Raw genomic sequence first — 12,704 nt, 5'->3', positions numbered from 1 at the left:
CGAGCAAGCCCGCTCCCACATTTAATCGGTGATTAATTGATAATCACCGGCTCACTCAACTCTTCCAACGTCTTGCCCCGGGTCTCCATCCCGAACATCCACACCACCCCCGCCGCAATCGCAAAGCACATCGCCCCCAGCGCAAACACTCCGCCCTGCCCGGTCATCGGGAACACCAGCCCGGTCACCAACGGCCCGAGCAACGACCCCACGCGGCCGATGGCTGACGCGAACCCCGAGCCCGTGGCGCGTGCCGATGTCGGGTACAACTCAGGGGTGTAGGTGTAGAGCACCGCCCACATGCCGAACAGAAAGAACTGCATCAGCAGCCCCGAGGTAATCAACAGACTGACGTTGCCACCGAACACTGCACTCTGGCCATAAAGAAACGCCATGACCCCACCGCCGAGCAATGTCACGACGCACACCGGTTTACGCCCCCAACGCTCCACCAGCCAAGCGGCCATGAGGAAACCGGGAATTCCGCCGAGGGAAATCACCACCGTGTAATACACCGATTGGGTCACGGCAAAACCCGATTGTTGCAACAGTGCGCTGAGCCAGGACGTCAGGCCATAGAAACCCAGCAAGGCGAAGAACCACACGCTCCAGATCATCATCGTGCGCTGGCGATACTGCGCCGACCAGATCTCTCGTAGCGCAGAGAAGAAAGTGCCCGGTTGACTCGCCACCCGGGGCAGGCGAATCGGGGCAGGCAACTCCGCACGGCCCAGTGAAGCCCGAACCCGGTCTTCGATGCCGCGCAAAACCTTATCCGCCGCGTCATGATGCCCGGCCTGCTCCAGCCAGCGCGGTGACTCGGGAATGAAAAAACGAATCGCCAGGACGAACACCGCCGGCACCGCCAACACCAGAAAGATGTCGCGCCAGCCAATCACTGGTAACAGGAAGTACGACAGCACCCCGGCCGCGACGAAACCGAGCGGCCAAAAACCATCCATCAATGCGATGTAACGCCCGCGTCGCTTTGCCGGAATCAGCTCGGATAGCATCGACTGGGCAATCGGAAATTCCATGCCCATGCCGATTCCCAGCAAGACTCGGAACAGCGTCAGCGTTTCGACGTTCTGCGCCGTGGAGCACAGGTAGCTGGCGATGCCCCACAACACAATGCTCCACTGGAACACTGGTTTGCGCCCGAAGCGGTCGGCCAGCATGCCGGACAGCGATGCGCCCAGAACCATGCCGAAAAAACTCGAACTGGCCAGCAACCCGGCCTGCGCCGTACTCAAGCCGAACTCGGTTTTTATCGAGCCGAGCAGAAAGGTCATCATCGCCAAGTCCATGGAGTCGAAGAAAAACGCCAAGGCAATGATGATGAAAATGATGCGGTGATAACCGCTGATGGGCAGCCGTTCCAATCGTTCTGCCGCGCTGAAGCTTCGTGTTTCCATGCCTCATTCCCCCAATCCTGAAAATCCCCGGATCGAGTGTGCGCGATAGCGGCTGGGGATTATTGCTGGATGCGACCTGTCCACAGCTCTGAACGACGCCTGAAACAAATCCCGGACGTCGCACCTCAATGGTCTAAAGCGCCATTTCCAGCTCGGTTTCCTTGGCGAAGCGGTGGATTTCCCGTTGCCCCGCAGCGGTGATCTGCAAGGCTCGCGAATCGTTGGGCAGGCTCAACCAGCCGGATTGCATGAACAGCTGCAACAACGCCGCACCCAATGAACCGCCCATGTGCGGGCGTCTTTCGCTCCAGTCCGGGCAAGCGCAGGCGACTCTGCTGTTGCGATGAGCCAGCGCCTGGATGAACACACCGCGCGTTGCCAATTGTGTGGCGCCCTTGTGGGTGATCATGACCCGCTGATCGAATTGCTCGATCCACCCCGCATCCAGCAGACGCTGGTAGAGGTCGGCGGCCAGGGTGCCGCCCAGATGGTCGTCGCAGAGCCTGGCTCGCAGCAGTGACGAAGGCGCCGCCTGAGGTTTGGCGATAGGGCTCGCGCGTTTGAAAACCTCTGGAATGTCCCGAGGCGCACTGGCCAGGGTCGCGCTGGCCAGGGCCTCTATCGCGGCGCCGACTTCGGGCGCGGCAAGCCGGAAAAACCGTTTGCGTCCACGGGTTTCGACTTTCAACAGACCTCCGGCGGACAAACGCCCTAAATGCGCACTGGCCGAAGACGGCGACAGGCCGGCCAGCAACGCCAGCTCTTCGGTTTGCCGCGCCGAGCCGTCCATCAAGGCCCACATCATTGCGCTGCGCTTTGGGTCAGCCAGCAATGTGGCGATCTGGCTGATGCAAGGTGCATGTTCCATGTATTCACTCCCTGTTGAATCGTTTCGTCTACTGCTCAGAGACATCTTGACCAGTAATGTGTCGTCGGCCAAGACGCGAAAACCGCCATAAACCGGCAAAGCCACCCACTCACCCAGGCCATTGCTTCGCGGATGCAACGAAGGTCCGGTGATGACCATCGGGTATGACCGAATCGAACCTGAACTCGCCATTGCGAGGTCGACGGTGCGTACATGAGGCGAGCGCTAGTATAAGCGGGTTAACCGCCGGTTCCTGCCCTCGGGGATCCATTGGTGGTGATAGTTCCTGACAGAAATTTCGCTATTTGCCTGCGACTAATGATCGACATCCGATTTCGTCGGAAATTGACTGCTTATGCGAGCGCATCGGCTGGCAAGCATTTCCCGCAAAAGGTTCACCGGCTTACTCAATTGTGCGCGATGGGCGCACAGCAAATTCAGCGGTGCGCGCTCACAAAGCAACTCCGGCATCAGCACTTTCAACCGGCCAGCCAATACATCGGCAGCGACATCGAGCCAGGACTTATACGCAATTCCCGCCCCCGCCACGGCCCACAGACGCACAACATCGGCGTCGTCACTGAAGCGATCGCCACTGACCGTCAGGCTCACTTCCCGTTTGCCATCGTGGAAACTCCAGTGATCGTGGACCCGGCCGCCGAGCATGAACAACAGGCAATTGTGCTGAGCCAGTTGCTCCAGATGCCGAGGTTCGCCATGCCGGGCCAGGTAACTCGGCGCCGCACAGAGCACGCGACGGTTTTGCGGGGCAATGGGCAGCGCCACCAGACTCGAGTCTTCCGGCTCGCCATAACGCAGGGCAATGTCCACCGGTTGGCGGAACAGGTCGGCGATGCGGTCGCCCAGCAGCAACCGCACCGTGAGTTTCGGATGCTCACGCTGAAACTCGTCGAGCCACGGCAACAGCAGGTTGCGACCGAAATCCGAAGGCGCCGACAGCTGCAAAATCCCGCTGACCTGATCCTGCCCGCTGGCCAGCAAGCGGCGACCCTCATCAAGGTTGCTCAAGGCTGCCCGGGCGTATTCCAGAAAGCCCTCGCCTTCAGCGGTCAAGCGCAGGCTACGGGTAGAACGGGTGAGCAAGCGTGCGCCGAGTTGCTGTTCGATGCGCTTCAACGCCGCACTGGCCACCGCTGCCGACATATCCATCACCCGCGCCGCCGCCGACAGACTGCCTAGGTCCGCGGCCCGAACGAACAACTGCAAGTCATCGAAACGCAACATCGTCAGCCCCGATTATCAAAAAAATATTGAAAGAGACTGCTCTTTTAGCGGGTTTTATCTTCCCGGGAAATAACCAATCATCTGTCCCATCGAAATTACTCCCGCTCAGGAACCCACCATGAAAGCCATCGCCTACTACGCCTCCCTGCCCATCAGCGACGAAAAATCCCTGCAGGACATCGAACTGCCAGAACCGGTCGCCGGCCCGCGCGACCTGTTGGTGGAGGTCAAAGCCATCTCGGTCAACCCGGTGGACACCAAGGTCCGCCAGAACGTCCAGCCTGAAGGTGGCGCGGCAAAAGTGCTGGGCTGGGACGTGGCCGGTGTGGTCAAGGCCGTCGGCAGCGAAGTGACCTTGTTCAAGACTGGCGACAAAGTGTTCTACGCCGGCTCCATTGCCCGTGCCGGCGGCAATAGCGAGTTGCATGTGGTGGACGAACGAATCGTCGGCCATATGCCGAAAACCCTCGGTTTCGCCGAAGCCGCCGCCCTGCCGCTGACCGCCATTACTGCGTGGGAACTGCTGTTCGAACGCCTGCAAGTGCGCGAAGGCAAAACCGATGAGGGCCAGAGCCTGCTGATCGTCGGTGCCGCTGGCGGTGTGGGTTCGATCCTCACGCAATTGGCCAGCCAGCTCACCGGGCTGAAGGTCATCGGCACCGCTTCCCGTGCACAAACCCAGAGCTGGGTGCGTGACTTGGGCGCCAATCAGGTGATCGATCATAGCCAGCCGCTGAGTGACGAACTCAAACGTGCGGGGTTCGAGTATGTGACCCACGTCGCCAGCCTGACTCAGACCGACCAACACCTGGATCAATTGGTGGAGGCATTGGCGCCGCAGGGCAAACTGGCGCTGATCGATGATCCGAAGTCGCTGGACGTGACCAAGCTCAAGCGCAAGAGCCTGTCGCTGCACTGGGAATTCATGTACACCCGCTCGCTGTTCGAAACCGCAGACATGATCGAGCAACACAAACTGCTCAACCGCGTCGCCGGGCTGATCGATGCAGGCACGCTGAAAACCACGGTCGGCGAGCACTTCGGGACCATCAACGCGGCCAACCTGCGGCGTGCCCATGAGCTGCTTGAGAGTGGTAAGTCCAAGGGCAAGATTGTGCTTGAAGGGTTCTGACCTGAAGATCAAAAGATCGCAGCCTTCGTTGGAGCCGGCGATCTTTTGCCGTCAGTCAGAGAATTGATCGTTGTCACAATTGCGATCGTATTCGGGTCTACAATCGAAAACTCTGCGAACAATCATTTACGTGATGTCTTTTACGAGAGGAGTCAGCAATGAAGATCCTGATAAAAGAAGTGGCAACATCCCGCTGGCAGGTCCGCCTGGATCAACACGCCGTGACGTTCCGCAGTGAGGCCGAAGCTCTGGCCTTCACTAAAACGCTTGAAGCGCGCTTGCACGCGCCCCATCAGTTTCCCGACCGTCAGCATCGCGCTGCTGGCTGAGTCCGTCCTCAGACCTGGGCTTGCGTCAGCGCCCGGGCATTTTGCAAACGTCGGGTGAGCGTTGCCGCGCTCACCACCAGAATCCCGCACAGGCTGATGACCTGGGCCATCGGCATGGCGCTGCCATCATGCAAAACCCCCACCAATGCTGCGGCCCCGGCGGCAACGCTGAACTGCAGGCAACCGAGCATCGCCGAGGCACTGCCCGCCCGCGCGCCCTGCCCGTTCATGGCGCAGGCCGAGGCGTTGGGCACAATACAACCCAGGCTGGCGATGCAGAGGAAAAGCGGAATCAGCAACGGCCACAACTGCGCGGTGTGCAACGCGCTGACCGCCAACAGAGCCAGACCGCCCGCCAGATAGAGCCAGACGGTACGCGCCAGTAAAAAGGCCGGACCGCGCTTGGCCAGCATCCGGGCATTGACCTGGGCCACCAGAATGAACCCCGCCGCGTTAATGCCGAACAGCCAGCCGAAATGCTCGGCGGGCACGCCATAGAGTTTGATGAAGACGAACGGTGAACCGGCGATGTAGGCAAACATCCCGGCGATGGCGACACCGCCAGTCAGGGCATGGCCGAGGAAGATCGGGTCCGCCAACAACCGACCGTACTGACGCAGCGCGCCCGACAACGGTTGGCGCGGCACATGGGCCGGCAGACTTTCCGGCAGCCCGAGGGCCACTGCCAACCCTGCCAGTGCACTAAAACCGGTCAGCACGAGAAAGATCGATTGCCAGCCAGTCGTGTTGACCAGCAACCCGCCCAGCATCGGCGCAAGAATCGGCGCCAGGCCCATCACCAGCATCAACTGCGAAAAGACCTTCGCCGAACCCACCGCATCGCATTTATCGCTGACCACCGCCCGCGAAATCACCATGCCCGCGCAACCACCCAGCGCCTGGACGAAACGTGCGCCAATCAGCCACTCCAGAGTCGGCGCATAGGCACAGGCCAATGAAGCGGCGGTGAATAAGCCGAGACCTGTCAGCAAGGGAATCCGCCGTCCAAAGCGATCCGCCACCGGGCCGTACGCCAGTTGGCCAATGGACAGACCGAGGAAATAGGCCGCCAGGGTCAGTTGAACGTGTTTTTCGTCGGTGCCGAAAGCGAGCGCCATCGCCGGGAATGCCGGCAGATAGAAATCGATCGCCAGCGGACCGAAAGCGCTCAAGGCGCCGAGAATCAGGATTGTACGGAGGTTCATCAGGCGTCCAGGTTAGGCATGCAGGTTGGCCATGGATCGGCAGGCCAACAGTCTAGCCGGGCGTGGACGCCTTGAACATTCCGTTAGGTCGCTAACTATTAAAAAACTCAGGCCAATTTGACGTCATAACCCTCTTCGCTGATTGCAGCGATCACCTGATCAGCCGTCAGCGCACTTTCAACGCCGACTTCTTTTGCCGCCAGATCAATGCGCACGCTGGCCGCGGGATCCTTGGTTTGCAGCGCCTGAGTGATGGCCTTGACGCAATGACCGCAGGACATGCCTTCAACGTTGAACACTTGCATGGGACGTCTCCTTAATGGGGCCCTTCAATACGGGTTGAGGGCAGTCTCGAGCTTGCCACCATGGCAAGGTCAAGTTCTGAAGCAAGCTGCCGGGCTGGCAATCGGCGCCGTGCTCGGCCAAGCTGCGTCCATCTATGACTCGACATCAGGAGATTCAGCCATGCGCTGGTCAGCTCTCAGCCTGTTTGGCTTCCTCAGCCTATTTGCCGCGACACCTTCGGTCCAAGCCGCCGGGGAGGACTACGGCGTGCTGATCATTTCCCGCGAGCGCCTGGAAGTGTCGACTTCCTGTGAAATCGGCGTGTACATCCAGGATCAGCTATCGGCGCGACTGTTCCAGGAACAGAGCACCTCGTTCAACCTGCCGCCGGGCAATGTGTCCCTGCGCCTCAAACTGCTGCCGGGCCAGGCGCCGGGGTGCAACCCGGGCATGCTCGCGCCGGGCTCGCAGAACATCACGCTCAAGGCCGGGGACGTGTTGAAGTTCCGGATTGCGATGACGCAGGAAGGGATGTACCTCAAGCCTGCCGCCCTCGAATACTGAAACCCAGCGTATGGGGGCTGACTCATCTTCGTGGGTGAATGTTATGGCCTCTTCGCGAGCAAGCCCGCTCCCACAGGATTTATGCAAGACCTGTGGGAGCGGGCTTGCTCGCGAAGGGCGCGACATGGTCTCCCTGTCCTTCCAGGATTTGGGTCGCAACGATTTACAGAGTGGCGCTTGACCTTGCCCGCATGGCAAGGTTGATCCTGTAGGTAATTTCTACAGGGAGCGTGACCGATGTCCGAATCCACCACCTTCGATCTGCCGATTGCCGGCATGACCTGCGCCAGTTGCGCCGGGCGTGTCGAGCGTGCCTTGAGCAAAGTTCTCGGCGCCACGGCCGTCAGCGTCAACCTGGCCACCGAACAGGCCCGGGTTCAAGCGCCCAGTGACAGCCTGCCGGCCTTGATGGAGGCCGTGCAGCAGGCCGGTTACAGCGTGCCGCAGCAGACCCTGGAATTGAGCATCGACGGCATGACCTGCGCGTCCTGCGTTGGCCGCGTCGAACGGGCACTGGCCAAGGTGCCGGGGGTGAAGAGCGTCAGCGTCAACCTGGCCAACGAGCGTGCCCACCTCGAATTGCTCGGCCAGGTCGACCCGCAAACCCTGATCGGCGCCGTGACCAAGGCCGGTTACTCCGCCAGCGTCTGGGAAATCGAACACCCGCAAATCGACAATCAACAACAACGACTACACCGTGAACGCTGGGCTTTGCTGGCGGCTATTGCCCTCGCTTTGCCGCTGGTGCTGCCGATGGTGCTGCAACCTTTCGGCGTGCACTGGATGCTCCCGGCGTGGGTGCAGTTTGCGTTGGCGACGCCGGTGCAGTTCATCTTCGGCGCACGCTTCTATATCGCTGCATGGAAAGCCGTGCGCGCCGGCGCCGGCAACATGGATTTGCTGGTGGCCCTGGGTACCAGCGCTGGCTACGGCTTGAGCGTTTACGAGTGGGCCACCGCCACCGGCCGCCTACCGCACCTGTATTTCGAAGCCTCGGCGGTGGTGATCGCTCTGGTACTGCTGGGCAAATACCTGGAAAGTCGCGCCAAGCGCCAGACCGCCAGTGCCATCCGCGCCCTTGAAGCCTTGCGTCCGGAGCGAGCCATTCAGGTGATCGATGGCCGCGAGCAGGACGTTGCGATCAGCGCTTTGCGCCTCAACGATCTGGTCATGGTCAAACCCGGCGAACGCTTCCCGGTGGATGGCGAAGTGGTGGAAGGCCAGAGCCACGCCGATGAAGCACTGATCAGCGGCGAGAGCCTGCCAGTACCGAAACAGCCGGGTGACCAGGTCACCGGCGGGGCCATCAATGGCGAAGGTCGGCTGCTGGTTCGGACCTTGGCGCTCGGTGCAGAAACCGTGCTGGCGCGGATCATCCGCCTGGTCGAAGACGCGCAGGCGGCGAAAGCACCGATCCAGAAACTGGTGGATAAAGTCAGCCAGGTGTTCGTGCCGGCGGTGCTGCTGATCGCGCTGGCGACCTTGATCGGTTGGTGGCTGTACGGCGCGCCACTGGAAACCGCATTGATCAACGCCGTCGCGGTGTTGGTGATCGCCTGCCCTTGTGCACTCGGGCTGGCCACGCCGACGGCAATCATGGCCGGCACCGGTGTGGCAGCGCGCTACGGGATTCTGATCAAGGACGCCGAAGCTTTGGAGCGCGCCCATGAAGTCAGCGCCGTGGTGTTCGACAAGACCGGCACGCTGACTTCGGGTACGCCGCGCATCGCTCATCTGAGTGCCATCGAAGGTGATGAAGCTGCTCTGCTGCAAATGGCTGGTGCGCTGCAACGCGGCAGTGAACACCCGTTAGCCAAGGCTGTGCTGGATGCCTGCACCGAGCGCGGCTTGACCGTGGCTGATGTCAGCAACAGTCAATCGCTGACCGGGCGCGGCATTGCCGGCAGTCTCGATGGTCGACGGTTGGCTTTGGGCAATCGGCGTCTGCTGGAAGAAAGCGGACTGAGCGCCGGGCCATTGGCCGACTCGGCAACCACTTGGGAAACCGAAGGCCGGACCTTGTCCTGGCTGATCGAACAAAGCCCTGAACCGCGAGTGCTCGGCCTGTTCGCCTTCGGTGACACGCTCAAACCCGGCGCCTTGCAAGCGGTGCAACGCTTAAGCGCACGGAACATCAGCAGCCACCTGCTAACCGGCGATAACCGCGGCAGCGCCAAGGTGGTCGCCGAGGCGCTGGGCATCAGCGATGTCCACGCCGAAGTATTACCGGCGGACAAAGCCGCCACCGTCGCCGCACTGAAAAAAACCGGTGTTGTGGCCATGGTCGGCGACGGCATCAACGACGCACCGGCCCTTGCCGCGGCAGACATCGGCATCGCCATGGGCGGCGGTACCGACGTCGCCATGCACGCCGCCGGGATCACCCTGATGCGCGGCGATCCACGACTGGTGCCGGCGGCGCTGGAAATCAGCCGCAAGACCTACGCGAAGATTCGCCAAAACCTGTTCTGGGCCTTCGTCTATAACCTGATCGGCCTGCCACTGGCGGCGTTCGGCTTCCTCAACCCGGTGCTGGCCGGCGCGGCCATGGCGCTGTCGAGCGTCAGCGTGGTGAGCAATGCGTTACTGTTGAAAACTTGGAAACCCAAAGACCTGGAGGACAACCGATGAACATTGGCCAAGCGGCCCGCCAGAGCGGTCTGAGCGCGAAGATGATTCGTTATTACGAGTCCATCGGCCTGCTCAAAGCAGCCCATCGCACCGACAGTGGCTACCGGGTCTATGGCGACGACGATCTGCACACTCTGGCGTTCATCAAGCGCTCTCGGGATTTGGGCTTCTCGCTGGAAGAGGTCGGCAAACTGCTGACCCTCTGGCAAGACCGTCAGCGAGCCAGTGCCGATGTGAAGGCGCTGGCCCGTCAGCACATTGATGAGTTGAACCAGAAGATTCGCGAACTCGGCCAACTGCGCGACACCCTGCAAGACCTGGTAGAACATTGCCACGGCGACCACCGCCCGGACTGCCCGATCCTCAAGGAGCTGGCGTCGGGCTGCTGCGCCGAACCCGCTCACTCCTGAGCGCCACCCCCTTCGCCACCAGCAACGTGGTGAGGGGAATACCGTGGAACAACAACACCACCGAGCCGGGCGTCCACCAGGAATAGAACGGCGCGGCGATCAACATGCCGATGCCGAACCCGGTCATTTGCAGCAGCGTCAGAAAGCTGAAAATCGGCAGGCGCAGGTTGTCCGGTTCACGTTGCAGGCGCGACATCAGGCCGACTTCCGAGAAGCCATCGCCCAAGCCTGCGGGCAATGAAAACAGCAGCAAGCCGTAAAGGGTTTGCTGTTGGAACATCAGGATGAAACCACAGGACATCAGCAACACACCGAAGAAAAATCGCCGTTCAAGGTGCGCGTTGTCCGTACCTTTCAGACGACTGGCGATTCGCGCGCCGATGAATTTCCCGATGGCCCAGACCGCCAGCATCAGGCCCAGAGTGGTGCTGGCCGACTCGGGTGTCAGCAGTTTTGAAATGATCGGTAAACCGACGTTGTGTGCGGCGCTGCCCAGCGTATCGGCCATGGCAACGGCCAGCATCGCCGCCAGCACTGGCGCCGTGCGCAAACCCTGACGCAGGGCCGGCCATTCGCCTTGTTGGTGAAGGGGCTCGTCACTGAGTGTCGGTCTGGGAAATCGCAGCGGCACAATCAACAACGCCGCCAGCAGGTAAGTGACCACGTTCAGGACAAACACCGTTTCAAAGCCAAACCCGGCCACCAACAAACCTGCCACCAGACTCCCGCCGACCATCGCCGCAGATGACGCCGAGGTTATCCAGGCGTTGGTCTTGAGTAGCTGCGCCTTATCGATCATGTGCGGTAATTGGCTGTTGAGGCCAATGGCGAACATCGAATTGCCGAACCCCAGGCCGAACGCGATCAACGGTAGCAGCAGCGCTTGTTGGGTGACTGGCAACACCAGCAGCAAGCCCAGCAACCCGGCGCGCAGCAGGTCGAAGGCAATCAGCGGCAGGCGCCCAGCCCAGCGGCGATAGAACCGGGTGCCGATCAGGCTGGCAAAGATCCCCCCGGCTACACGGCTGGCGAGGAAGATGCCGACGCTCATGGCGCTGTTGCTGAGTAGATAGACGTAGGTGGCCAGGGCAACCATGTTGAGGAAAGCGCCGAAGTCCGAAATCAGCCGGGCGGCGATGATCAATTGGGCATTGCGGGTGGAGTTCACATTCAGTCCTTGAGTGTGGGGTGTTTCGAGCGGTGCAGTATGTAGGAGGTTTTATGTTGAAGGCGATGGCCCTTTCGCGAGCAGGCTCGCTCCCACAATAAATCGGTGCCGGGCGCAGATTTAGTGTTGGCGCAAAACTATTGTGGGAGCGGGCTTGCTCGCGAATGCAGTGTGTCATTCAACATCAATGTCGACTGATCTACCGCTTTCGCGAGCAAGCCCGCTCCCACATTGGTTCTTCGGTGTTTGGGGGATTCGGGCAGGCAGCTACAAAAAACCCGGCCGAGGCCGGGTTTTGGGTCAACCGATTACTGCATCCACGGCGGAGGCGGTTCTTCGGCCTTGCTCGGTGGCGCATCATCCGCCGCCCGAACCGCTTGACGACGCTCTTCATCGAGACGGGCCGCCTCGATCTCGCGCATGATCCCGCCGACGTCCGCCAGCTCTTCCGGCTCGTCGAACTCGCCGGTCAACACACTGGCCGGGTGCAAAGTGCCGGCTTCGTACAACGCCCACATTTCCTTGGCGTACTTGGTGCGTTTCAACTCCGGTGCAAAGCGACCGAAGTACGACGCCATGTTGCCCACGTCCCGCTCCAGCATATTGAACGCGTGGTTGTTGCCCGCCGCATCCACCGCTTGCGGCAAGTCGATGATGACGGGGCCGGTCGGCGTCAGCAGCACGTTGAACTCGGACAGGTCACCGTGCACCAAACCGGTACACAGCATCAGCACGATCTGCGAAATCAGAAACGCGTGATATTCGCGCGCCTGGTCCGGCTCCAGCACCACATCGTTCAGACGCGGCGCGGCATCACCGTACTCGTCGGCCACCAGCTCCATCAGCAGCACGCCTTCGAGGAAGTCATACGGCTTGGGTACGCGCACGCCGGCACCGGCCAGGCGGAACAACGCCGCCACTTCGGCATTCTGCCAGGCGTCTTCGGTTTCTTTCTTGCCGAACTTGGAGCCCTTGGCCATCGCTCGAGCCTGCCGGCTGTTGCGCACCTTACGGCCTTCCTGATACTCGGCCGCCTGACGAAAACTGCGTTTATTCGCCTCCTTGTAGACCTTGGCACAACGCAGCTCGTTGCCGCAGCGCACCACATAAACAGCTGCTTCTTTACCACTCATGAGTGGGCGCAGCACCTCGTCGACCAGACCGTCCTCGATCAGGGGTTCAATGCGTTTTGGAGTCTTCATCAGCTTTTATTGTGGGTCCTTTATTACCAAACACGCGAAAGTCATTCGTTATACGGCAATCCTCTCATTCGCGGGAGGGGTTGCCGACCTATGAACGTTCCCATGAACATCAAGAAGCACACAATGTGCCGGATAAACGGGCACAACTCATTGACCGCTCAGGATCATAGCTGAGCCTGCGCCACTTGTTGACGAAGGGCTACAGGGGCATTTGCGACAGAATCTGACATGTAGCCCCTACCCTTCGCCG

General features: G+C 60.8%; 12 protein-coding genes. 5 read left to right on the top strand and 7 right to left on the bottom strand.

Annotation, left to right across the window (positions count from 1 at the left end):
* Positions 1 to 32 precede the first annotated feature (32 nt).
* From AB7M29_RS06710 to AB7M29_RS06700, 3 genes are all read right to left on the bottom strand, one after another.
* A complete protein-coding gene (locus AB7M29_RS06710; RefSeq protein ID WP_050681982.1) occupies positions 33 to 1,415 on the bottom strand; it encodes an MFS transporter in 1,383 nt (460 codons plus the stop codon).
* Positions 1,416 to 1,548: 133 nt separating this feature from the next.
* Entirely contained in the window at positions 1,549 to 2,283 is a 735-nt protein-coding gene (locus AB7M29_RS06705) for an ArsR/SmtB family transcription factor (RefSeq protein WP_217855775.1), read from the bottom strand.
* A gap of 315 nt (positions 2,284 to 2,598) precedes the next feature.
* Positions 2,599 to 3,528, bottom strand: a complete 930-nt coding sequence (locus AB7M29_RS06700; protein WP_454246573.1) for a LysR family transcriptional regulator — start codon at positions 3,526 to 3,528, stop codon at positions 2,599 to 2,601.
* Positions 3,529 to 3,646: 118 nt separating this feature from the next.
* Between AB7M29_RS06700 and AB7M29_RS06695 the strand changes: the two genes are divergently transcribed.
* Entirely contained in the window at positions 3,647 to 4,660 is a 1,014-nt protein-coding gene (locus tag AB7M29_RS06695) for a zinc-binding alcohol dehydrogenase family protein (protein WP_454246572.1), read from the top strand.
* A gap of 158 nt (positions 4,661 to 4,818) precedes the next feature.
* A complete protein-coding gene (locus tag AB7M29_RS06690; protein WP_217855769.1) occupies positions 4,819 to 4,989 on the top strand; it encodes a hypothetical protein in 171 nt (56 codons plus the stop codon).
* 8 nt (positions 4,990 to 4,997) lie between these two features.
* Here AB7M29_RS06690 and AB7M29_RS06685 read toward each other — a convergent pair whose 3' ends face one another.
* On the bottom strand, positions 4,998 to 6,194 hold the full coding sequence (locus tag AB7M29_RS06685; RefSeq protein WP_217855767.1) for a multidrug effflux MFS transporter: 1,197 nt from the start codon (positions 6,192 to 6,194) through the stop codon (positions 4,998 to 5,000).
* 107 nt (positions 6,195 to 6,301) lie between these two features.
* Positions 6,302 to 6,499, bottom strand: coding sequence for a cation transporter (locus AB7M29_RS06680; protein WP_217855765.1), 198 nt, complete (start codon positions 6,497 to 6,499; stop codon positions 6,302 to 6,304).
* Between the two features lie 160 nt (positions 6,500 to 6,659).
* Here AB7M29_RS06680 and AB7M29_RS06675 point away from each other — a divergent pair, with 160 nt between their 5' ends.
* From AB7M29_RS06675 to cueR, 3 genes are all read left to right on the top strand, one after another.
* Positions 6,660 to 7,043, top strand: coding sequence for a hypothetical protein (locus AB7M29_RS06675; protein WP_048396201.1), 384 nt, complete (start codon positions 6,660 to 6,662; stop codon positions 7,041 to 7,043).
* Positions 7,044 to 7,280: 237 nt separating this feature from the next.
* On the top strand, positions 7,281 to 9,674 hold the full coding sequence (locus tag AB7M29_RS06670; protein ID WP_454246571.1) for a heavy metal translocating P-type ATPase: 2,394 nt from the start codon (positions 7,281 to 7,283) through the stop codon (positions 9,672 to 9,674).
* Positions 9,671 to 10,084, top strand: coding sequence for a Cu(I)-responsive transcriptional regulator (gene cueR / locus AB7M29_RS06665; RefSeq protein WP_007907120.1), 414 nt, complete (start codon positions 9,671 to 9,673; stop codon positions 10,082 to 10,084). The genes AB7M29_RS06670 and cueR overlap by 4 nt, the downstream gene beginning before the upstream one ends.
* Here cueR and AB7M29_RS06660 read toward each other — a convergent pair.
* Both AB7M29_RS06660 and AB7M29_RS06655 read right to left on the bottom strand, forming a co-directional pair.
* Complete coding sequence (locus AB7M29_RS06660) at positions 10,038 to 11,252, bottom strand: MFS transporter (RefSeq protein WP_217855761.1); 1,215 nt, start codon at positions 11,250 to 11,252, stop codon at positions 10,038 to 10,040. The two genes, cueR and AB7M29_RS06660, sit on opposite strands and share 47 nt — an antisense overlap.
* 308 nt (positions 11,253 to 11,560) lie before the next feature.
* Complete coding sequence (locus AB7M29_RS06655; RefSeq protein ID WP_123358581.1) at positions 11,561 to 12,454, bottom strand: PA4780 family RIO1-like protein kinase; 894 nt, start codon at positions 12,452 to 12,454, stop codon at positions 11,561 to 11,563.
* Between the last annotated feature and the right edge of the window lie 250 nt (positions 12,455 to 12,704).

It is taken from the genome of Pseudomonas sp. F-14 TE3623, from assembly GCF_053629015.1.
Note: the sequence above shows the minus strand (reverse complement) of the source record. Positions and strands in the feature narration are given on the sequence as shown.